Raw genomic sequence first — 20,764 nt, forward strand, 5'->3', positions numbered from 1 at the left:
GCCTTGTCTGGCTAGCTTCGCGGGCGTAAACGAGTGTGGCCTCAGGAAGGAAAAGCACATGTCCAAGCTGGTAACGATCTATGGCGGTTCGGGCTTCGTGGGCCGCTACATTGCGCAACGTCTCGCAAAGGCGGGCTGGCGTATCCGGGTCGCTGTGCGACGTCCGAACGAGGCGATGTTCGTGAAGCCCTACGGCGTTGTTGGCCAGGTAGAGCCCGTCTTCTGCAACATTCGCGATGATGAGAGCGTGCGAAGCGTGATGCACGGCGCCGATGCGGTTGTGAACTGCGTGGGCATACTGGCGCCCGATGGCAAGAACGGGTTCGATGCGGTCCAGCATGAGGGGGCCGAGCGGATTGCACGCATCGCGTCCGAGCAGGGCATCAATACAATGGTTCACGTGTCGGCAATTGGTGCGGATAAAGAGAGCGAAAGCATCTACCAGCAAACCAAGGCTTTGGGCGAAGAGGGCGTGCTGCAACATATGCCGTCTGCAGTAATCCTGAGACCTTCGATTGTTTTCGGACCTGAAGATGATTTTTTCAATCGCTTCGCATCGATGTCCCGGTTTGGTCCGATTTTGCCCGTTGTGGGCGCTGATACCAAATTCCAACCGGTTTATGTAGACGATGTCGCCGATGTTGCTGCGCGGGCCATTGATGGCGAGGTGGCGCCGGGAATTTATGAGCTTGGCGGTCCAGAGGTGGGTACGTTTCGGGAACTTATGCAGCAGATGCTGGACGTCATCCGTCGTCGTCGCCTGATCATCAACATTCCATTTTTCATAGCGCAGATCATGGGCGCCGGTTTTGATTTCCTGAAGCTGATATCGCTCGGTCTTATATCCGGTCCGGTGACCCGCGATCAGGTTCGCAATCTTGCGTCGGATAATGTGGTTGCCAATGATGCAAAGGGGTTTTCGGATCTCGGCATTACGCCAACCGCGCTTGAGGCGATTTTGCCGTCCTATCTGTGGCGGTTTCGCCCATCAGGTCAGTATGATGCGATCAAGGAGAGCGCGAAGAACCTGCGCGTTGATTAGGTGTAGGCGATTGTCAGTAAAATGATGCCAAGAATGACCCGGTAAATCACGTAGGGCGTAAAGCTCACTGATTTCAGCAACCGCATCATTAGGCTCAAGGCGAAAAGTGCCGCGACAAAAGCAAAGAATGCGGCAATAGCGGAGTCTCTGGCCAGCATGACATTGGCGTCCGCAATAACCTCCAGCCCGAGAACCAGAGCAGATCCCAGTATCGTCGGGATCGACATGAGCATCGCGAGTTTTGCAGCGTCTTCTCGTGCGTAACCAAGTGCCCTCGCGCCCGATATTGTTGCGCCAGATCGTGAGGTCCCGGGGATCAAGGCCAGCGCCTGCCACACCCCCATGATTGCTGCGTCTTTTAAAGACCAGCGAGGTGCAGTTTTTTCTGATGGAAAGTTTTGGTCTGCCCAATAGAGCACAAGTCCAAAGATCAGCATTGTCCAGCCGATCACCGTGACGGAGCGCATCGCCAGATCAAGACCAGTTATCTTCAGAACAATGCCAAACAGAACCACAGGAACGGTCGCGATACACAGGCAAAGGGCAAGCCACGCGCCTTGGGTGTCCACCCTGCCACGCACAAGACGAGTCACCCCCACCGAGGCGACCTTCACATCGGACCAAAAATAGAGAATCACGGCAAATAGCGTGCCAACGTGCACGGCGACATCAATCGTCTGGCCTTGATCATCCAAACCGGTGAGTTGCGGCAATAGGATTAGATGCCCGGATGAAGAGACCGGCAAGAACTCTGTAACCCCTTGAATTATAGCTATTATTATTAGGTGTAAGAGAGACACAGGTCCTACCGTCAGCGATTCTCCGGCACACTAGCCACAAGGGCTCAAATAGAAAGAGTATATTTAGGTAACCTATACTTACCTAAATATACAGTGCAGACATGCGACTTTCCGTACTTGATCTGAGAAAAATGAATTTAAGTCAGTATATATGACTTTTATTTCGGTTGGAACTGTCTTAACCAGTGCCTTCGATCAAGGGAGTATACCATGGCGAAGCAGCCGATGCTGAAGTTTGTTGATGTAGAACGGGATATGCCGGAGAAGCGGCCCCCGAATCTGCGTTCGCACGACTTTAACGAAATCTACGCTGAATACGCGCGCGAGAAAGCTGCCGAGCAGGCAGGGCGATGCAGTCAGTGTGGCGTCCCGTACTGTCAGTCCCATTGTCCGTTGCACAACAACATCCCCGACTGGTTGCGTCTGACTGCGGAAGGTCGGTTGCAGGAAGCCTACGAACTCTCCCAAGCGACAAACACTTTTCCCGAGATCTGTGGCCGTATCTGTCCTCAGGACCGGTTATGCGAAGGCAACTGCGTGATCGAGCAGTCTGGCCATGGCACGGTCACCATCGGCTCGGTCGAGAAATACATCACAGACACCGCATGGGAGAACGGTTGGGTAAAACCGGCAAATCCGAAGGTCGAACGAGAAGAAAGCGTCGGCATCATCGGCGCGGGTCCGGGGGGTTTGGCCGCTGCAGACCTGCTGCGCCGGGAGGGCGTCCAAGTCACGGTGTATGACAGGTATGACCGCGGCGGCGGGCTACTGACCTACGGCATCCCCGGCTTCAAGTTGGAAAAAGACGTCGTCATGAAGCGGATGGAGCAGCTTGAGCAAGGAGGGGTGACCTTCCGGCTAAACTGCAATGTTGGTGAAGACATCAGCTTCGAAGAGATCCGTGATACCCATGACGCTGTTCTGATCGCGACCGGTGTTTACAAGTCGCGGGATCTACCCGCGCCGGGTGTGGGTGCCGACGGCATCGTGCGCGCTATCGACTTCCTGACCGCCTCCAACAAGAAAAGTTTTGGCGACAGCGTTCCCGAATTCGACAACGGCGAGTTGAATGCCGAAGGCAAGCGGGTGGTCGTGATCGGCGGTGGCGATACCGCGATGGATTGCGTGCGAACTGCTGTTCGCCAAGGGGCCACTTCTGTCAAATGCCTCTATCGCAGGGACCGCGCAAATATGCCGGGTTCCCAGCGGGAAGTCGCAAATGCCGAGGAAGAAGGCGTGGAATTTGTCTGGCTCACCGCGCCCAAGGGATTTGTCGGCGATCAAGTGAGTGGCGTGATGGTCAGCAGAATGCGATTGGGTGCGCCCGATGCAACTGGCCGTCAGACGCCAGAATTGATCGAAGGTGCAGACTACACCGAAGATGCCGATCTGGTGGTCATGGCGTTGGGCTTTGAGCCGGAAGAATTGCCCGCGCTTTGGAATGTGCCAGAACTCGAGGTTACGCGCTGGGGTACCGTCAAAGCTGATTTCCAGACCCACGAAACGAATCTGCCCGGCGTATATGCCTGCGGCGACATTCAACGAGGCGCTAGTCTTGTGGTTTGGGCGATCCGTGATGGGCGTGAAGCGGCAGAAGCGATGTTAGACCAGTTCGCTGCCAAGGGGCAGATCGCAGCCGAGTAGCGCACGCGACATTGAGAGTGCCCTTCGGGGCTTATCCGATCTCAGGAGACCGAATGATATGAGTGATGCAGTAACAGGTGGATGCCTTTGCGGGGCTGTGCGTTATACGTTGTCCAAAAAGCCTGACGCCTTTGGCGCGTGTCATTGCAATATGTGTCGCCGTTGGACCGGTGGAATCGAATTGGGTGTTCAAGTGATGCCCGGCGATATCACTTTCGACGACGAGACCCATATCAAGCCCTTCAAATCGTCTGACTGGGCCGAGCGGGCGTTTTGCGACACCTGCGGCACAAGCCTGTACTGGCGGCTGACCGCGCCCGGCGCGATGCACGGGATGATGGCTTTGTCTGCGGGCAGTTTGGACAGTTTGGAGGGGATGGTTCTGGATCATGAAGTATATGTCGATCACAAACCTGCCGCCTACGAATTTGCGGGCGACCGCAAACAGATGACCGAAGCCGACGTAATGGCGATGGTACAAGGATCACTTGAGGGAGACGCGCAATGAGCTTGGATGAAAATTGGGTCCTTCAGGAAGAACAAAAGCGCGCCTGGATGAGCGAGAACAGCCTTTATCGTAACGAGGACGAACACGCGTCTTGCGGCGTTGGTCTCGTTGTTTCAATCAACGGGAAAAAGTCGCGCAAAGTCGTTGAGAATGGCATCAATGCGCTGAAAGCTGTTTGGCACAGGGGGGCTGTGGATGCAGACGGGAAAACCGGTGACGGCGCGGGTATTCACGTTCAAATTCCCGTCCCGTTTTTCTACGATCAGATTGAACGGACAGGGCATAAGCCGAAGACAGATGCGCTGATCGCCGTTGGTCAGGTCTTTCTGCCGCGTACTGATTTTGGTGCTCAGGAAACCTGCCGGACCATCGTCGAGACCGAAGTCCTCCGGATGGGATACTATATCTACGGCTGGCGGCACGTTCCTGTAAACATCACGGTTCTGGGCGAAAAGGCCAATGCGACACGGCCCGAAATTGAACAAATCCTGATCTCGAATTCTAAGGGTGCGGACGAAGAGACATTCGAGCGGGAGCTTTACGTGATCCGCCGCCGCATCGAAAAAGCCGCTGCTGCCGCGCAGGTGCCTACGCTCTACGTTTGCTCGCTGAGTTGCCGCTCGATCATCTACAAAGGGATGATGTTGGCCGAGCAGGTGGCAGAGTTTTATCCCGATCTGATGGATAAACGGTTTGAAAGCGCATTTGCCATCTACCACCAACGCTATTCGACCAACACGTTCCCGCAGTGGTGGTTGGCCCAACCGTTTCGCATGCTGGCGCATAACGGTGAAATCAACACGCTGAAAGGCAACATGAACTGGATGAAGAGCCATGAGATCCGCATGGCCTCTGGCGCATTCGGGGACATGGCCGAGGATATCAAGCCAATCGTGCCGACCGGATCGTCAGATTCCGCGGCGTTAGACTCTGTTTTCGAGGTGCTTGTGCGTGCGGGGCGGTCCGCACCGATGGCCAAAACTATGCTGGTCCCGGAAAGCTGGTCAAAGCAGGCAGTCGAGATGCCGAAGGCGTGGCAGGACATGTATTCCTACTGCAACTCGGTGATGGAGCCTTGGGACGGTCCCGCAGCGCTTGCGATGACGGATGGGCGTTGGGTTTGCGCCGGTCTGGACCGAAACGGTCTGCGCCCGATGCGTTATGTCGTGACGGGTGATGGCCTTTTGATTGCGGGATCCGAAATCGGGATGGTACCCACAGACGAAGCGACTGTTCGGGAGAAAGGCGCACTTGGGCCCGGCCAGATGATTGGCGTCCATATGGGGAAGGGCAAGCTCTTCCATGATGAGGAGCTGAAGAACAAGATGTCTGCCGCGCTGCCATTCGGCGAATGGGTCGGCAAGATCACCGATCTGGAAAGCGTGACGTCCGGTGTTCAGGAAACTCCGTTGTTCTCCGGTGAGGAACTGCGGCAACGCCAAATCGCTGCCGGCTACTCCATCGAAGAGCTAGAGCAAATCCTCGCGCCAATGGCAGAGGACGGTAAAGAGACTTTGGCATCCATGGGCGATGACACGCCTTCCGCGGTTCTGTCCAAGAAGTATCGCCCGCTTAGTCATTTCTTCCGCCAGAACTTCAGCCAAGTAACGAACCCCCCGATTGACAGTTTGCGCGAATACCGCGTGATGAGCTTGAAGACCCGGTTCGGAAACTTGAAGAACGTGCTGGATGAGGATTCCAGCCAAACCGAGATTCTCGTACTCGACAGCCCATTCGTCGGTAATGCGCAGTTCGAGAAGATCATCGAGCACTTCAATGCGCCGATGGTCAGCATCGATTGCACCTTCCCTGCAGAATCCGGACAAGGCGCCCTGCGAGAAGGCTTGGAACGTATTCGGGCCGAGGCTGAGGACGCCGTTCGGTCCGGCGCGGGACACATCGTACTGACCGATCAGCAACAGTCCGAAAGCAAGGTCGGGATGCCAATGATCCTCGCCACCAGCGCTGTCCACAGCTGGCTCACGCGTCAGGGTTTGAGGACGTTCTGTTCGCTGAATGTGCGGTCCGCCGAGTGTATTGACCCTCATTATTTCGCCGTTTTGATCGGTTGCGGTGCGACGACGGTAAATGCGTATCTGGCGGAGGATTCTATCGCTGATCGTATCGACCGCGGACTGCTTGATTGCACTCTGACAGAGGCCGTTGCCCGGTATCGCAATGCGATTGACCAAGGCCTTCTGAAGATCATGGCAAAGATGGGTATCTCTGTGATCTCCTCCTACCGCGGTGGTTTGAACTTTGAGGCCGTGGGTCTCAGTCGCGCTATGGTGGCAGAATACTTCCCGGGAATGCAAAGCCGGATTTCTGGGATTGGCGTGAACGGCATCCAAACGAAGGCAGCGGAAATTCACAGTCGTGGATGGCTGGGGGAAAGCGGGATCCTTCCAATTGGCGGGTTCTACAAAGCCCGTCGCTCGGGGGAAAAGCACGCATGGGAAGCACAGACGATGCACATGCTTCAGGCCGCCTGCACGCGCGCAAGTTATGACTTGTGGAAGCAGTATTCCCAAACGATGAAGGCCAACCCCCCTATCCACCTGCGTGATCTTCTTGAGATCAAGTCACTGGGCCAACCGATTTCGGTGGACGAAGTGGAAAGCATAACGTCGATCCGTAAGCGCTTTGTGACACCGGGCATGTCGCTGGGGGCGCTCAGCCCTGAAGCCCACAAGACCCTGAATGTTGCGATGAACCGGATTGGGGCCAAGTCGGACTCGGGCGAAGGCGGCGAAGATCCCGCGCATTTCGTACCGGAGCCCAATGGTGACAATCCGTCCGCCAAGATCAAACAGGTCGCATCGGGTCGGTTCGGTGTGACAGCGGAATACCTCAACCATTGCGAAGAACTTGAGATCAAAGTCGCGCAGGGTGCAAAGCCCGGCGAAGGCGGTCAGCTTCCGGGAATGAAAGTCACAGACCTGATTGCTCGTCTGCGGCATTCAACCAAAGGTGTCACGCTAATTTCGCCGCCCCCGCACCACGATATCTATTCAATCGAGGATCTGGCTCAGCTGATTTACGATCTTAAACAGATCAACCCACGCTGTAAGGTAACTGTGAAGTTGGTCGCGGCTTCGGGCGTTGGCACGATTGCCGCGGGTGTCGCGAAGGCCAAAGCCGACGTTATTCTAATCTCGGGCCATAATGGCGGGACAGGTGCGTCGCCTGCCACATCGATCAAGTATGCAGGGCTGCCATGGGAAATGGGTCTGACAGAGGCGCATCAGGTTCTGGCGATGAACAACCTGCGGGATCGCGTGACTTTGCGTACCGATGGCGGTTTGCGGACCGGGCGTGATATCGTCATGGCGGCGATGATGGGCGCTGAGGAGTACGGCATCGGCACAGCCGCATTGATCGCGATGGGCTGCATTATGGTGCGCCAATGTCAGTCGAATACCTGCCCGGTCGGGGTTTGTACCCAAGACCAAGCGTTGCGGGACAAATTCACGGGTACAGCGGACAAGGTGGTCAACCTGATCACGTTTTACGCGCAGGAGGTGCGGGACATCCTCGCCAGCATCGGTGCACGCTCTTTGGACGATGTCATTGGTCGTGCCGACTTGCTAACGCAGGTCTCGCGTGGCTCGGCGCATCTCGACGATCTGGATCTAAATCCGCTTTTGATTACCGTCGATGGGGCAGAGCGGATTGTGTATGATCGCAGTCGCGCGCGGAATGCGGTGCCTGATACGCTTGATGCGGAGATCGTGAAAGATGCCCAGCCTTTCTTTAAGGACGGTGAGAAGATGCAGCTGTCCTATGCCGTGCAGAATACCTTGCGCACTGTCGGTACGCGGGCATCTAGCCATATCGTTCAGCGGTTCGGCATGCGGAACGATCTGCAACCCGATCATCTGACCGTGAACCTGACGGGCTCGGCCGGTCAATCGCTTGGGGCCTTTGCAGCCCCTGGTTTGAAGCTGGAAGTGTTTGGCGATGCCAATGATTATGTCGGCAAAGGTCTATCCGGTGGCCGTATTATTGTTCGCCCCCCTCAGGAAAGTCCGCTGGTGGCGGAGGACAATACAATCATCGGCAACACTGTTCTTTACGGTGCAACTGACGGTCATCTGTTTGCAGCAGGTCGTGCGGGAGAGCGGTTCGCCGTCAGAAACTCCGGTGCCAAGGTTGTCATCGAAGGATGCGGCACCAACGGATGCGAATACATGACCGGCGGTGTCGCGGTTATTCTTGGTAGCATCGGCGCCAATTTCGGCGCTGGTATGACGGGGGGTATGGCGTATCTCTATGACCCGGACGGTGAGGCCACAGCGCTGATCAACATGGAAACACTCGTCACCGGGCCCGTGACCGTCGATCACTGGGAAAATGAGCTAAAGCAACTTGTTGAAGCACATGCCGCCGAAACAGGGAGTCAGAAAGCTGCAGGTCTTCTGCAACATTGGGATAGCGAAAAGCAGAACTTCCTGCAGATCTGTCCGATCGAAATGCTGCCCCATCTTGCAGCACCCCTGAACTATGAGGACGCCGCCGTCCCGGCGGAGTAGACGCTTTACTGCGCCTCCGGCTCGCATGGGCCGGAGGCCGCACATTGTTCTATCCGTTTCAATGTGTCGTTTGCCGGATCGGCAAAGAGCGATTGATAGCAAGGACCGACGGTCATGCGCAACTGGCGGCCCTCCACTTCCACAAAAGCCAGATGTGTCGACGCTGGATTCAATGTCGCGCACCAAGGTCCCGCGCAGGTGAGCGTGATCTCAACAGGTGCCGCCACATCTTCGGTGAAGCCCCGGGCCGTCAAAAGCTGTCCGGCGAATTGAGCTTCCAAATTCAAGCTTTGCGGATTTTCCCGAACGGCGGGTGGCAAGGCGTCCTCGAATGAAAAAACGCCTTTCAAGACCACATAGGTTTTGGCCGATTGAGACGCCATCCCGTAGGCCTGCGCGACATCGGGCTTCATGCAAGACAGCGCATAGGCCGGGTTTGCCATCAGGGATAACGCGAGAATGTAGCAGATCCGCTTCATTCGGCATTCATATCATGTCGCGAAATTCGGCAACGACCTTTTCGTAAACGGGACGCTTGAACGGCACGATTTCACCGACAATCGTATTGATGTCCGCCCATCTCCAGCGTCCGAACTCCGGATATTTGGTTTCGATGTTGATCGCATCGTCATTTGCGGAAAGGCGCATCAGGAACCACATCTGCGTTTGTCCGCGAAACCGCCCGTTGGCCACTTTTGCGACAATCTCGGGGGGGAAGTCGTAGTTCACCCAATCGGACGTTTGACCCACGACAATCACATCATGAGCACTTACACCGATTTCTTCTTCAAGTTCGCGAAAGGCGGCGGTTTCGGGCGTTTCGCCTTCGTCGATCCCGCCCTGAGGCATTTGCCAGGCCTCAGGCGTATCCAAGCGTTCGCCGACAAAGATCTTGCCATCTTTATTCGCCAGCATAACCCCGACGCAAGGTCGATAGGGCAGCTGGCGAATGTCTTTTTGCGTCACTGATTGGCAGGCGTCAGCGCACCGAGGCCTTTCAGGATATCGATTGCATAGGCCAGTTGATAATCCTGATCGCGTAAAGCTGCGGCGGCTTCGGCTCTGGCTGTCTCTTCTTCAAGCAATTTGCGCTCATCCTCAGAGATCGAGTCGTTATTGAGGGAGCCGCGAAGGTCAGCCTCGTACCGGCCCTGTTGCGCGGCTTCTTCGTCCTCCTCCGCCTCGGGACGGCGGGGTGGCTGTTTCACGATGATATCAGGCGAAACGCCCAATGCCTGAATCGAGCGTCCCGACGGTGTATAGTAGCGCGAGGTCGTCAGGCGCATCGCGCCGTCACCGCGGACTGGCACAACGGTTTGGACCGACCCTTTGCCAAAGCTCTTTTCGCCAATCACAACAGCGCGACGGTGATCCTGCAATGCACCCGCGACAATCTCGGATGCGGAGGCTGAACCGCCGTTGATCAAAACAACAATCGGTTTTCCTTCGGTCAGATCACCTTCTGTCGCGTTGTAGCGTTCGCTGTCACGGGGGTTGCGGCCACGTGTTGATACGATCTCGCCCTTGTCCAGAAACGCATCACTTACCGCGATCGCCTGGGTCAGAAGCCCGCCGGGATTGTTCCGAAGATCAAGGACAATGCCGTTGACGTTGTCGATGCCACCGGCCTCTTCGATCTGCTTTCTCAAACCTTCTTCAAGATTTGGGTATGTCTGCCGGTTGAACGTGGACACCCGCAGTACAACAGACTGCCCTTCGGTCCGGGCCCGCACAGCTGTCAGTTTGATGGTGTCCCGGATGATGGAGACGTCAAACGGCTCATCCACACCTTCCCGCACCACGGTCAAAACGATCTCTGACCCAACGGGACCGCGCATCATTTCGACCGCTTGGTCAAGTTGAAGACCCAGAACGCTCTCGCCGTCGACAGCTGTGATAAAGTCGCCCGCTGCCATGCCGGCATCATCGGCCGGCGTACCGTCCATCGGTGCGACAACTTTCACGTAACCATCTTCCTGTGTCACTTCGATACCCAAACCGCCGAACTCACCGCTCGTCTGCGTCCGCATGTCATCGTAGTCTTGCGGCGCAAGATAAGACGAGTGGGGATCGAGTGATGTTAGCATCCCATTGATTGCGGCTTCGATCAGATCTGCTTCTTCAACGTCCTCGACATACTGGGCGCGGATGCGCTCAAAAATGTCACCGAACAGATCAAGCTGTTCGTAGACGGAGGACTTTCTATCTGCTTCTTGAGCCAGAAGCGGGCCCGCGACCTGAGTGGTCAGCAGGGCGCTCGCAGCGGTCCCCACAAATGCAGCCATAAGAAATTTCTTCATGAGGTTTTCGTTCCCTTTCCGCAGCGCGCGTGCGCGCCCGACGTCACCTTGTCTGTGCACATATAAACCGGTTGAAGGCGTTTGCCGCCACATTGATTTGCCTTGGGCTATCAAAAAACCGTCATATTCTCTGTCCCAAACGCTAAATTGTGCCGAAATGCCACGCCTTATTGGTTAATCAGCGAAGCCCCGGTCATTTCCTTCGGCTTTGGCAGGTCCATGAGTTCGAGCAGCGTTGGTGCAAGGTCGGCAAGCCTGCCCGAAGATAGTGTGGCATCCGGGGGCCCGCCGACAAGAAGGACAGGAACGGGATTGAGCGTATGAGACGTGTGCGGTCCGCCCGTGTCCGGGTCGATCATCGTCTCGCAGTTCCCGTGATCTGCTGTAACGATCATGGCGCCGCCCGCTTTGTTAAGGGCCTCTATGGTTCGCCCTAGCCCCGTGTCGACAGCTTCACAGGCCGAAACGGCGGCGTCGATGTCGCCTGTGTGTCCGACCATATCAGGGTTGGCGTAATTGACGACGATAAGATCAACCCCGGATCCGATTGCCTTGATCAAAGCATCTGTTACCTCACCCGCAGACATCTCCGGCTGCAGATCGTATGTCGCCACATCGGGGCTTTTGGGCATGGAGCGATCTTCGCCAGCCTCGGGGTCTTCCTTGCCACCATTCAGAAAGAACGTCACGTGTGGATATTTTTCAGTCTCTGCCAACCGAAACTGAGTTTTTCCATGCTGTGCGACCCAAGCGCCCAATGTGTTTGTAATCGTTTGCTTGGGAAAGACCGTGGTCATGTAGTCGTTGTGAGCGGTGGAATAGTCTACCATCCCAAGGCGGGCGGCTAGTTTCGGGCGGCTCTCAATCGGAAAAGCGTCAAAGTCCGGCTGACCAAACGCTGCCAAAATTTCGCGCGCCCGGTCCGCACGGAAATTCAGACAAAAGAGCCCATCACCGTCAACCATACCGGCGTAGTCACCAATAACAGTCGGCAGGATGAATTCGTCTGTTGTGTCGGTCTCGTAAGCTGCTTCGACAGCGCTCATTGCGCTTTTGGCCATTTCACCTTCGCCATTGCCCATCGCATCGAAGGCCTTCTTGACGCGGTCCCATCTGTTATCGCGATCCATTGCATAATAGCGTCCTGATAACGTTCCGATCTTCACGCTTGCGGGTAGGCCGTCCAGTAGCGCTTCGAGATAGATTTTCGCTGATTTTGGCGCGACATCTCGACCATCTGTTATGGTGTGTAGGGTCACGGGGACGTCGGCGTCCGTCAAAGCCTTTGCGGCAGCGATCATATGTTCGTGGTGGCCGTGAACACCGCCGTCCGAGATGACACCCATGAGATGCGCCGTTCCGCCGGTCCCCTTAAGCGTTTCGATGAACCCCTGCAGAGACGGGTTCTCGTGAAAGCTACCATCCTCAATCGCCAGATCGATCTGTCCAAGGTCCATGGCGACAACGCGGCCGGCGCCGATGTTGGTATGCCCGACCTCGGAATTACCCATCTGGCCACTAGGCAGACCAACATCTGGGCCATGGGTGACCAGCGTTGCATTTGGACAGGTCTCAAGCAGCCGGTCCATGGTCGGCGTGTTCGCCAGAACCGGCGCATTGCCGTCGCGGGTGTCGGACAGGCCCCACCCGTCCAATATGCAAAGAACAACGGGCTTTGGTGCAGACATGACGGACCTCTCTTTTGCCGTCTTGTCTAGTCGCCGCGCTTTGCCACATCAACGTGGTTTCCCGAGACTTACGAAAATCGATCACGGTTCAGCGCAACACCCAGAAAATCAGTACTGTCCTTCAGGATATCGCGGCACGTTTCCAACTGGTCGATATCAGACTGCCCCGCCCGTGTTACCAGAAGTGACGCATCGAACATATCAAGGGCCGCCAGGGTGTCGTCATGGGGCAGCAAGGCTGGCATGTCGAAAATTATGACATCCGGCTGGAAATGCGCCTCAACCTTGTCGAGCAGGCTCCGGCTTTGAAATGCCGCCAGCATTTCGGCGGGCATGTCCACGGGGGTCTCGTTTAAACTAAGCGCAAGGTTGGTGCCGACCCGCAAGGTCGTGCTGGCAAAGGATCGGTGGGTTGTTGCTAAAGCGGACAGGCGTGGTCCCTTACTGTCGAGATCGAGATATTTCGAAAGGGTTGGACTGCGCAGATCGAAGTCAAACAGCATCACCCGCAGGTCATGCTGCCGCGCCATTGCAAATGCGAGATTGGCCGCAACGACAGATGTGCCGCAGCCTTCCATCGGTGCCGTGACGGCAAGCCTATGGTGGCTGCATGTGCGCATCTTTTGCAAGACGGAGGTACGCAGCCGGTCGAAATACTCGGTCCGCTTGTCCGCGCGGTCTGCGAAAATCATGTTGCGCCTTAATCGCTTCGGATCCAGCTCAACCGGTGTAAAAAGCTCCCATGCGTCGGCAGCCTCGCTGTCGAGAATACGCTTTCGCAAACCAGAAGGTGCCTCGTTTTTTGTTGCGGCAACCAGGTTTTCAGGCTCTTTGATCTGTTCCATAGGAAGGCTCCTTCGAGGTCAGGACAGCGTCTTGGAAAAATTGGGGATCACCGCCAGAGGCGTGAGACCCAATCCGTGGCTGATGTCTTTTGCGCGGTGAATGCGACGATCACTGCGGCGGAAAAATGATCCGACAAGCCACAGGCCCGAGACAGTCATCAGGGCGCCGCTGATCAATATGAGCCATTTCAGCCGTAAAGACGTCGCGGTGGTCTGAACGAATGGCCCGACGATGGAGGATGTCGCGGTTTGATTGATCCGATTGTCATACTGAGACAGGGCGTCTGTCGCGTTGCGGTAAAGACTTGCGAGGCGACCCTCCTCTTCCCGCAGTGTTTCTAGGGCCAGCGCCTTTTCTGGCGCCAACGTCTGCTCGGCGTTTATCTTTGCGATCTGTGCTTCAACCTCGGCCAGTGGTGCGCCAACCGCGGGTTGTGGATCTGTCGTGTGCCCTACGAATTTCGCGCCGTTCGTTTTCGTAGGCGCTTGGCGAAGGGCTGCAAGACTTGTTTCGGTCGGTTGAGGCGGCTTCACCTTCAGCAGGCTTGCCCGTTGTGTCTGAAGTTCGGTCAGCTTCTTGGTCCGCGCCGCGACGGCTGTTGGACTGAGATCGGAATTTGTTTGGGTGAATTCCAGAATACGCTTGCTTTGTGTATTCAGCGCATGTTCCGCCCGGGCGGCGCTCAACTCGAGACTCTGTCGTTGTCGCGTCGCAGTGGCCATTAAACGTTTCTTTTGTTCGTCGATGATCTGACCCGCGACCCCCAGTGTTAGGGCTTGTGCGATCTCGGCGTTTCCGTGACCGTGCCGCGCGCGGAGGATCGTGGCGTCGGACGTATTCGCGATGATGTCGACGACGAGGCTATCGCGAAGCGCCTCGTGAACGCTGGTCGCATCAGCGCCAAACGTGCTTTCCAGACCTAGATCCTGAACCAGTTGGGCCAAGACGTCCGGACGTGTCGCGAGGTGCCGAAGAAGCGTGCCTTCGGCGCCGCGAGCCGTATCAGGACGCTCAGGCGTCTGGAGCATAACCTCTGTCGTGGCCGTGTATGTGAGCGGGAAATTTGACACACCCCAATGCGTCGCTGCTGCACCCGCGCCCAGGATCAACGCATATGCGGGAAGGCGTTTGAGCGACATCCAAAGATGGAAGCGTGTGTTCATGGAGATGTTCCTTTTTTGCGTAACACCAAGCGTTTAACCGGCGAATTCATGCCATTTTTCGTGCAAATTCAGGAACGAAGGATGTGTTTAAAGGTTTAAGACATAATTAATCGTATTCTTCGATTTGTTCGACTAAGCCGAAGAAGCGAGTTGATGGTCCTTGTGTAAGAAAAGAATCAGGCAGGCTCTCTCCTGCTGCTGCAAAAGAAACCTGCGAGGATCCGGATGACAGCACCCATTAAGATTACCGAGGTCGACGGCTTTGGGCCTGTCGAACCGGTCCCTGCTGCACGCCCCTTTCGAAAACGAATTTACGACGGCTTTGGAAAGCGCGCGTTGGATCTGACGCTGATCGCGTTGTCTCTGCCGCTTATTGTTCCATTGATCACTCTGATGGCGTTGGCCGTTATTTTGCAGGGGCAAAAGCCTTTCTTCCGCCAGCGCCGTATCGGTCGGCATGGCGACGTCTTCACGATGTTCAAGCTGCAGACGATGTGCAGAAACGCCGATGCAAAGTTGGGCGATATACTGAAAGATGATCCAGACGCCGCCGCCGCATGGGCCAAAAAGCAAAAGCTAGATCACGATCCTCGTGTGACGCCTGTCGGACGTGTTTTGCGCAAAAGCTCTATGGATGAACTGCCGCAGATTTGGAATGTTCTGATTGGCGATATGTCGTTGGTCGGGCCTCGGCCGATGATGGAGAATCAGGCGGCCCTTTACGAAGGTACGGCGTATTTTAACCTTCGTCCGGGTCTGACCGGTCCTTGGCAAGTCTCCGCGCGCAATAAGTCTAGTTTTGGGCAACGCGCCCATTTCGATGATCTCTACGGTAGGAAGAAAAGCTTGACCTACGACGTCGCCATGATCCTTCGCACCTTGCGTGTGGTTGCTCGCGGAACGGGCAGCTAGATCCTGTGATAGGGTAAGTTGGCCGCGATGGAGGCAGCGCGATAAAGCTGTTCGGATAGCATCACGCGGGCCAGCATATGCGGCCAGACCATTTTCCCAAAAGACATCGAGAAATCTGCCTGCGCCCTGACCTTGGTTGAAAGACCATCCGCGCCGCCTATCAGAAACGTGGCATCGCTTCGCCCCGCATCGCGCCAATTTGCGAGCTTTGACGCAAACTCAGGCGATGTCAGCGCATCTCCCCGCTCATCCAATGTACAGACCAAGCTGCCTTTCGGGATCGCATTTGCAAGCAGTGCGCCTTCGCGTTCAGAGCCGCCGCTCTTTTTGTCTTCGATCTCAACAATACGGGCGGGCCCAAGACCCAGCCCGCGACCGGTGCGGTCAAATCGTTTCAGATAGTCTTCTATGAGGTCCAGTTCCGGCCCGGATCTCAGGCGACCGACCGCACAAATGTGGATCCGCATTCAAAGATCAGCGTCTTTGGATCCTGCAGGCAGCCACATTTTCTCAAGTTGATAAAATTCACGAACTTCGGGGCGGAAGATATGCACGACGACATCGCCCGTATCGAGCAGAACCCAGTCACCCTGGCTCTTTCCTTCGATCTTCGAGATACGCCCGAACGTCTGTTTGATGTGATCCGTCAGCTTCTCTGCCAAAGAGGACACCTGCCGTGTCGACCGGCCTGAACAGATTACCATGTAGTCGGCAATCTCAGAGCGACCGCGCAAATCGATTTGCACGATGTCTTCCGCTTTATCAGATGTGAGGGATTTAACGATGGCGTCCAGCACCTCTTCGCTGGTTCCGACATCACGCATAGCGGCCGTGTTGGCCTTTGAAGCAACTGGCGTTCCAGTTGCATTTGCAAGTTGAGACAGCGCTCAAATCTCCTTCGTGGCGCGCCGCAAACCCTCGGCGCCAGGTAAGTCGAAGATAACACCGGTTTTGAGAAATCTCAACGTCGCGAAATCAGGCTGCGTCGATATGGGACCTTATGAGCGCGGTGCAGCGATCCGGGTCCTCTTCGTGCATAAGGTGTCCCAGGTCATCAAGCATGACGAATTTTCCGTTTTTCACGCGTCTTGCGGCTTCATCGGACACATCAGTTGGAACGGCGCCGTCCTTCTTGCCAGCCAGAAACAGTGTCTCTTGTTCCAGATGAGGCAACTGTCTGCGCAGCTTGGTAAGTGACCAGTTCGCCATCATTGAAAGCGTTCCGTCCACATGGTCTCGATCCGAGATCAGACGTTGGTAGAAATCGAGGCCGTCAGGCCCAATATCGCTGCCCGTTCCCGTAATTAGCTTATGGACCGTCGCTGGGCGTGATGCGGTTTTGCTGAAGACGGAGGCGGTCAAAGGATTGAGCGCGAGCAATTTAGCCATTGTGGGAAACAGGACTCCAGCCACCCCCTCAAAGTTCTCGAGCGCGCCATTGATCGCAACCAGCCTGGTGGACTTTAGCGACGGCCAATCCAGTGCCATGCGGAAAGCAATCGCTGCGCCGGCTGAATGGCCGATAATTGCTTTTGGAATGACTTTCATATGCCGCAACAGACTGATGATATCTGCGCTCATGAAATCAAGCGACAGTCGCGACTTTCTGTCGGCCTTAGTAAATCCCTGCCCTGGTAAATCAACGGCGATAACGCGGTGGTCTTTGGATAGATCGGTGAATACCGCGCGCCAGGAATGGCACGATCCGCCCGCGCCATGGATAAGAAGAACCAGCGGTCCTGTGCCCGCATCCTGTACGAACCAGCGATAGGGACGCACGTCGACAAAGCTGCTGAACTCGGCATTCGGCCAGTCTTCAGAGTTTTCGTCCCAGTTCATTCCAGAACAGCTTCGATCGCCTGACTGACACCATGCGCGTTTGCTCGCGGAAGGGGCAGATATGGCGCGCCAAGGTCATGGGCAAGATCCTTCAAAGCCGCTTGCGGTCGCGTGCCGGTGTCGATCACCAGGGCGGGTGTCTGCTTTTCGCGAATTAATCGCGCGATTTTGGACGCATCCCTCTGTGCCTCGCCCCGGTTGGCCGAGCCATCCAGCGCGATATTTGCCCGGCCATCAGTCAACAAGGCAATTGTTGGCGTCATACCTTTGCTCTTCGTTGACAAGGCTAAAAGAAACGCGGCTTCCAACCCTGTTGCAAGTGGGGTGCCGCCCCCACCGGGCAGTGCAGACAAGCGGCGCTTGGTTTGAACCAAAGAACGCGTCGGTGGCAAAAGTAATTCCGCGTCCGTGCCTCTGAATGCAATCAGGGCGACTTGATCCCGTCGCGCGTAGGCTTCCGCCAAAAGCAACTCGACTGCGCCCTTTGCCTCAGCCATTCGGGCCAATGCTGCGGACCCGGATGCATCTACGGCGAATATAAGAAGCCGGTCACTCTTTTCTTCGAACCGCTTCAGGCAGAGGTCCTCAGCACGGATGTGTATCGTCCGGTCCGGTGCGTAGGGCGCTCCCGCCCTGATCTTCTGCCATGGGGCTGCCCTACGCAAAGTGGCGATCAGGTCCAGCCGGGCCGCGCCGCCCAGTCGCCCGCGGATTGATGGCTTTGGTTTGCCGCGCCGATTGCTTCGTTTTTTCGCTCCAGCTCCTGAAGACCCGGTGGTGGTCGCTTTCGCAGCGCCGGTTTTCAAATCCTGCAGAACGTTTTTCGGCAATGCAGCCGCGACGGCTTGCAAGACGATATCTTCGGGGATTCCGGTTTGGGTCGTTTGGTTTTCAGGTTGACCTTCAGGGGATGCGCTTTCTTGGGGTGCAGGTGCATCCGACAGGTCTGGCACGCGGATGGCACGCGGCGCGATCACAAGTGCCATGGCTTGTGCCAAATGGGCTTCTGTCACACTCGCATTCCGCTGGAGCGCCGCCAAAGCGCGCGCGGCCCGGATCGCGAACAGAACTGCCCGCGTGCTGACCACCCCAAACAAAAACGCAGTCTCCACCGCTTGCGCGACGAGGTCGGCGGAGATTTCGAGTTTTGCGTAGGCAATCCTGGCGATTTCGATGCTGTCATGATCCAGAATAATCTCGCTGGTGTTTCGATGGCTAAGGCCATTCAGATCCAGATGAAACGCCAACCGGTCCTGCAAGGCGGGTGGAAGCATTTCGTCATCATCGCTCTCATCAAGCGCCAAAAGACTATGACCTTGACCGCCATCAAGCGACTGCCCAAGCCGGGCAGCAAGGGGGGCGGGACACCGTTCGGCCATGCTCAGCATCAAAACAGAAGGCTCGCGGCCAAGAAGTCCCGATGTCAGGACAGTTCGACCGAGATCGAGCGTTTGGGTCAGATCAAGACCACCAAACAACTGATCGTCGCTGACATTCGGATGCAAACGGGCAAGAGGTCGGGGTGCCATAGCCGGACCGACCGCAGCAATAAGCCGATCCCGTGGTGCGTCTGCTTTCGCGCGCAGCCAGATGCCACCCAAGCCTGCGGGATCAATCGCAAGAAGCGTCAGTGCCGCTGTGGCCGTTTCCCATTCAGCGGCCCGCTCGGTCATACCAAGACTTCATTGATCACCCGATGCACCCGGGCAGTCGAGCCTGCTTCGTCAAGTGGATCGCGGCGAAGCCTGTGTCGCAACGACGACGGTGCAATATCGCGGATGTGCGATCTGGTGATTTCTGCATCCCCTTGAAACGCCGCCAAGGCGCGTGCGGCTTTCAAAAGGGTAAGCTCACCGCGTAGCCCATCTGACCCCAAGGCGACGCACAGCTTGGCGCACTCTTCCAGCGCGCTGTCCGGGGTCGCGACACCACCGAGCAAATCTCGCGCGGCCAAGATACGGTTGCGTAGCTTGGTGTCCTCGGCGCGCCACCGCTTCATGAACGGTTTCGGGTTGGTTTCATATGCGTCGCGTCGCTTGATCACCTCGACCCGGTGCGCAATATCCGTCGGCGATGCCACCTCCACAGACAGACCAAACCGATCAAGAAGTTGGGGGCGCAATTCGCCCTCCTCCGGGTTGCCGGAACCGACAAGAACAAACCGGGCTGCATGGCGGATAGACAGTCCGTCGCGCTCAACAACGTTTTCTCCCGAGACAGCGACATCAAGGAGAAGATCCACGATGTGATCCTCAAGCAAATTGACTTCGTCTATATAGAGATATCCCCGATGCGCGCGCGCCAGCAGACCAGGTTCAAAGTCCTTTTTGCCCTGTGTCAGAGCCTTTTCGATATCGAGCGCGCCCACGACGCGGTCCTCGGTCACACCCAACGGCAAATCGATCACGGGCGTGGGAACCTGGATCGTGCGGTTGCCTTTCACCGTCTCGGGCACAGGGCAGTCCGCCACTGTTTCACTGTTGTAGGGACATCCGCTTACGACGTTAATCTTCGGCAGAAGTGCGGCCAAGGCCCGGACAGCGGTCGACTTTCCGGTGCCACGATCCCCGAATACCAGAACACCACCGATGGACGGGTCGATGGCCGTGAGGACCATCGCTTGCTTCATCTCGGTCTGCCCGACGATTGCCGAAAACGGATAGGGTTGTGCGCTCATGGGCCGCCCTCCTCTGGTTTGAATGCGGCCAAGGGGTTTTTGCCCTGCCAACTGCCGACAGCCTCGCGCACCGCAAACCGGGCGTAGAGCTCTTCCGAGAACCAGTCACCGGCGCGGACCGCTTTGATCGCGCGCGCATGCGGCCCATCTTTGCGGGCGAAATGGCTCATGCTGGTCAGATCAGGCCAGATTGAGAACGTCACTTGGTGGAACCATGGCACTTCCCCAACCCCGATCTTGAATAAAACCGAGGAGTCGCTGCCAATCACGGTACTGATTGCGGGCACCCGTTTCCAGAATTGTAGCGCCACGGATGGTTTGATCGTAGCCCGCGTCAACGCAGCGATCGGTCCGTCATCCGTGGCGGTACCAGGCTCAAAGGGGTTAGCATCTGACCATCGCCCCCGCACCGACGACGTCTGCAAAAACACGGTCCAATGTTCTGCGCATTTGTTGCGATATCGATTGAATAGACCCTCGTCCTCCAACCGGGATTTGGCGATGTCGAAGGACGGCCAAACCGCGAGGATGGCATACACCTCGGTGTTGGGGACGGGTGTAAATCCTTCCCCCGTTCCGCTGCCGAAAAGCTTCCAGAACTGGAGGTCTCGGATTCGTTTCATAGGGCGTCTGGCAAGACCCATTTGAGCGAACGCCCAAAGCCGTCCGTACGCGGATGGAAACCGAAAGAAGCTGAGGCTTACGGTTTGTATGGCGACTCTCCCGATCGACATGTGTCAACTAAGTCTGACATAACTGGGTTCGGTTTGAAAGGAATTGTTGTAAACAAAAATAGACACATGTACGCTTCTC

At 56.4% G+C, this 20,764-nt stretch carries 18 protein-coding genes; 5 read left to right on the forward strand and 13 right to left on the reverse strand.

The window, feature by feature from the left end:
* Window positions 1-58 precede the first annotated feature (58 nt).
* Window positions 59-1,042 (forward strand): complex I NDUFA9 subunit family protein, encoded by a 984-nt coding sequence (locus KIN_RS08210; RefSeq protein WP_159805886.1) that lies wholly within the window; start codon window positions 59-61, stop codon window positions 1,040-1,042.
* Here KIN_RS08210 and KIN_RS08215 read toward each other — a convergent pair.
* Window positions 1,039-1,842, reverse strand: coding sequence for an undecaprenyl-diphosphate phosphatase (locus KIN_RS08215; RefSeq protein ID WP_159805888.1), 804 nt, complete (start codon window positions 1,840-1,842; stop codon window positions 1,039-1,041). The genes KIN_RS08210 and KIN_RS08215 overlap by 4 nt on opposite strands.
* Window positions 1,843-2,052: 210 nt before the next feature.
* Here KIN_RS08215 and KIN_RS08220 point away from each other — a divergent pair, with 210 nt between their 5' ends.
* The 3 genes from KIN_RS08220 to gltB are packed head-to-tail and all read left to right on the forward strand — an operon-like array spanning window position 2,053 to window position 8,526.
* Window positions 2,053-3,486, forward strand: a complete 1,434-nt coding sequence (locus KIN_RS08220; RefSeq protein WP_159805890.1) for an NAD(P)-dependent oxidoreductase — start codon at window positions 2,053-2,055, stop codon at window positions 3,484-3,486.
* Between the two features lie 58 nt (window positions 3,487-3,544).
* A complete protein-coding gene (locus KIN_RS08225; protein WP_159805892.1) occupies window positions 3,545-3,994 on the forward strand; it encodes a GFA family protein in 450 nt (149 codons plus the stop codon).
* A complete protein-coding gene (gene gltB / locus KIN_RS08230; RefSeq protein ID WP_159805894.1) occupies window positions 3,991-8,526 on the forward strand; it encodes a glutamate synthase large subunit in 4,536 nt (1,511 codons plus the stop codon). The genes KIN_RS08225 and gltB overlap by 4 nt, the downstream gene beginning before the upstream one ends.
* A 5-nt stretch (window positions 8,527-8,531) precedes the next feature.
* Here the strand turns inward: gltB and KIN_RS08235 are convergent, their stop codons facing one another.
* The 6 genes from KIN_RS08235 to KIN_RS08260 form a co-directional block, all read right to left on the reverse strand.
* Window positions 8,532-9,005, reverse strand: coding sequence for a hypothetical protein (locus tag KIN_RS08235; protein WP_159805896.1), 474 nt, complete (start codon window positions 9,003-9,005; stop codon window positions 8,532-8,534).
* Between the two features lie 7 nt (window positions 9,006-9,012).
* Window positions 9,013-9,492 (reverse strand): RNA pyrophosphohydrolase, encoded by a 480-nt coding sequence (locus KIN_RS08240; protein WP_159805898.1) that lies wholly within the window; start codon window positions 9,490-9,492, stop codon window positions 9,013-9,015.
* A complete protein-coding gene (locus tag KIN_RS08245; protein WP_159805900.1) occupies window positions 9,489-10,826 on the reverse strand; it encodes a S41 family peptidase in 1,338 nt (445 codons plus the stop codon). Before KIN_RS08245 ends, KIN_RS08240 begins: the two co-directional genes overlap by 4 nt.
* A 167-nt stretch (window positions 10,827-10,993) precedes the next feature.
* Window positions 10,994-12,514, reverse strand: coding sequence for a 2,3-bisphosphoglycerate-independent phosphoglycerate mutase (gpmI, locus tag KIN_RS08250; protein WP_159805902.1), 1,521 nt, complete (start codon window positions 12,512-12,514; stop codon window positions 10,994-10,996).
* 68 nt (window positions 12,515-12,582) lie between these two features.
* Window positions 12,583-13,359: a CpsD/CapB family tyrosine-protein kinase gene (locus tag KIN_RS08255; protein ID WP_159805904.1), complete on the reverse strand. Its 777-nt coding sequence runs from the start codon at window positions 13,357-13,359 to the stop codon at window positions 12,583-12,585.
* 18 nt (window positions 13,360-13,377) lie between these two features.
* Window positions 13,378-14,523: a GumC domain-containing protein gene (locus KIN_RS08260; RefSeq protein WP_159805906.1), complete on the reverse strand. Its 1,146-nt coding sequence runs from the start codon at window positions 14,521-14,523 to the stop codon at window positions 13,378-13,380.
* A 225-nt stretch (window positions 14,524-14,748) separates the two neighbouring features.
* Here KIN_RS08260 and KIN_RS08265 point away from each other — a divergent pair, with 225 nt between their 5' ends.
* Window positions 14,749-15,435 (forward strand): sugar transferase, encoded by a 687-nt coding sequence (locus KIN_RS08265; RefSeq protein WP_159805908.1) that lies wholly within the window; start codon window positions 14,749-14,751, stop codon window positions 15,433-15,435.
* On the opposite strand, the gene rlmH is transcribed toward KIN_RS08265, so the two are convergent.
* The 6 genes from rlmH to crtA all read right to left on the reverse strand — a co-directional run bounded on the left by rlmH (window position 15,432) and on the right by crtA (window position 20,685).
* Complete coding sequence (gene rlmH / locus KIN_RS08270; protein WP_159805910.1) at window positions 15,432-15,902, reverse strand: 23S rRNA (pseudouridine(1915)-N(3))-methyltransferase RlmH; 471 nt, start codon at window positions 15,900-15,902, stop codon at window positions 15,432-15,434. The two genes, KIN_RS08265 and rlmH, sit on opposite strands and share 4 nt — an antisense overlap.
* A complete protein-coding gene (rsfS, locus tag KIN_RS08275; RefSeq protein ID WP_159805912.1) occupies window positions 15,903-16,259 on the reverse strand; it encodes a ribosome silencing factor in 357 nt (118 codons plus the stop codon).
* Between the two features lie 151 nt (window positions 16,260-16,410).
* Complete coding sequence (bchO, locus tag KIN_RS08280) at window positions 16,411-17,274, reverse strand: alpha/beta fold hydrolase BchO (RefSeq protein WP_159805914.1); 864 nt, start codon at window positions 17,272-17,274, stop codon at window positions 16,411-16,413.
* Window positions 17,271-18,947, reverse strand: a complete 1,677-nt coding sequence (locus KIN_RS08285; RefSeq protein WP_159805916.1) for a magnesium chelatase subunit D — start codon at window positions 18,945-18,947, stop codon at window positions 17,271-17,273. Before KIN_RS08285 ends, bchO begins: the two co-directional genes overlap by 4 nt.
* Window positions 18,944-19,951 carry a magnesium chelatase ATPase subunit I gene (bchI, locus tag KIN_RS08290; RefSeq protein ID WP_159805918.1) on the reverse strand — a complete coding sequence of 336 codons (1,008 nt, stop codon included), beginning with the start codon at window positions 19,949-19,951 and terminating at the stop codon, window positions 18,944-18,946. The genes KIN_RS08285 and bchI overlap by 4 nt, the downstream gene beginning before the upstream one ends.
* Entirely contained in the window at window positions 19,948-20,685 is a 738-nt protein-coding gene (gene crtA / locus KIN_RS08295) for a spheroidene monooxygenase (protein ID WP_159805920.1), read from the reverse strand. The genes bchI and crtA overlap by 4 nt, the downstream gene beginning before the upstream one ends.
* Window positions 20,686-20,764: the final 79 nt, after the last annotated feature.

Origin of the sequence: Litoreibacter roseus, from assembly GCF_009811795.1 — a bacterium.
GTDB lineage: Bacteria > Pseudomonadota > Alphaproteobacteria > Rhodobacterales > Rhodobacteraceae > Litoreibacter > Litoreibacter roseus.

Excerpts from the sequence above, each read along its gene's own strand:
- KIN_RS08210 (WP_159805886.1), top strand. The coding sequence starts at position 59 with ATGTCCAAGCTGGTAACGATCTATGGCGGTTCGGGCTTCGTGGGCCGC.
- KIN_RS08220 (WP_159805890.1), top strand. The coding sequence starts at position 2,053 with ATGGCGAAGCAGCCGATGCTGAAGTTTGTTGATGTAGAACGGGATATG.
- KIN_RS08225 (WP_159805892.1), top strand. The coding sequence starts at position 3,545 with ATGAGTGATGCAGTAACAGGTGGATGCCTTTGCGGGGCTGTGCGTTAT.
- gltB (WP_159805894.1), top strand. The coding sequence starts at position 3,991 with ATGAGCTTGGATGAAAATTGGGTCCTTCAGGAAGAACAAAAGCGCGCC.
- KIN_RS08235 (WP_159805896.1), bottom strand. The coding sequence starts at position 9,005 with ATGAAGCGGATCTGCTACATTCTCGCGTTATCCCTGATGGCAAACCCG.
- KIN_RS08245 (WP_159805900.1), bottom strand. The coding sequence starts at position 10,826 with ATGAAGAAATTTCTTATGGCTGCATTTGTGGGGACCGCTGCGAGCGCC.
- gpmI (WP_159805902.1), bottom strand. The coding sequence starts at position 12,514 with ATGTCTGCACCAAAGCCCGTTGTTCTTTGCATATTGGACGGGTGGGGC.
- KIN_RS08255 (WP_159805904.1), bottom strand. The coding sequence starts at position 13,359 with ATGGAACAGATCAAAGAGCCTGAAAACCTGGTTGCCGCAACAAAAAAC.
- KIN_RS08260 (WP_159805906.1), bottom strand. The coding sequence starts at position 14,523 with ATGAACACACGCTTCCATCTTTGGATGTCGCTCAAACGCCTTCCCGCA.
- KIN_RS08265 (WP_159805908.1), top strand. The coding sequence starts at position 14,749 with ATGACAGCACCCATTAAGATTACCGAGGTCGACGGCTTTGGGCCTGTC.
- rlmH (WP_159805910.1), bottom strand. The coding sequence starts at position 15,902 with ATGCGGATCCACATTTGTGCGGTCGGTCGCCTGAGATCCGGGCCGGAA.
- rsfS (WP_159805912.1), bottom strand. The coding sequence starts at position 16,259 with ATGCGTGATGTCGGAACCAGCGAAGAGGTGCTGGACGCCATCGTTAAA.
- bchO (WP_159805914.1), bottom strand. The coding sequence starts at position 17,274 with ATGAACTGGGACGAAAACTCTGAAGACTGGCCGAATGCCGAGTTCAGC.
- KIN_RS08285 (WP_159805916.1), bottom strand. The coding sequence starts at position 18,947 with ATGACCGAGCGGGCCGCTGAATGGGAAACGGCCACAGCGGCACTGACG.
- bchI (WP_159805918.1), bottom strand. The coding sequence starts at position 19,951 with ATGAGCGCACAACCCTATCCGTTTTCGGCAATCGTCGGGCAGACCGAG.
- crtA (WP_159805920.1), bottom strand. The coding sequence starts at position 20,685 with ATGTCGATCGGGAGAGTCGCCATACAAACCGTAAGCCTCAGCTTCTTT.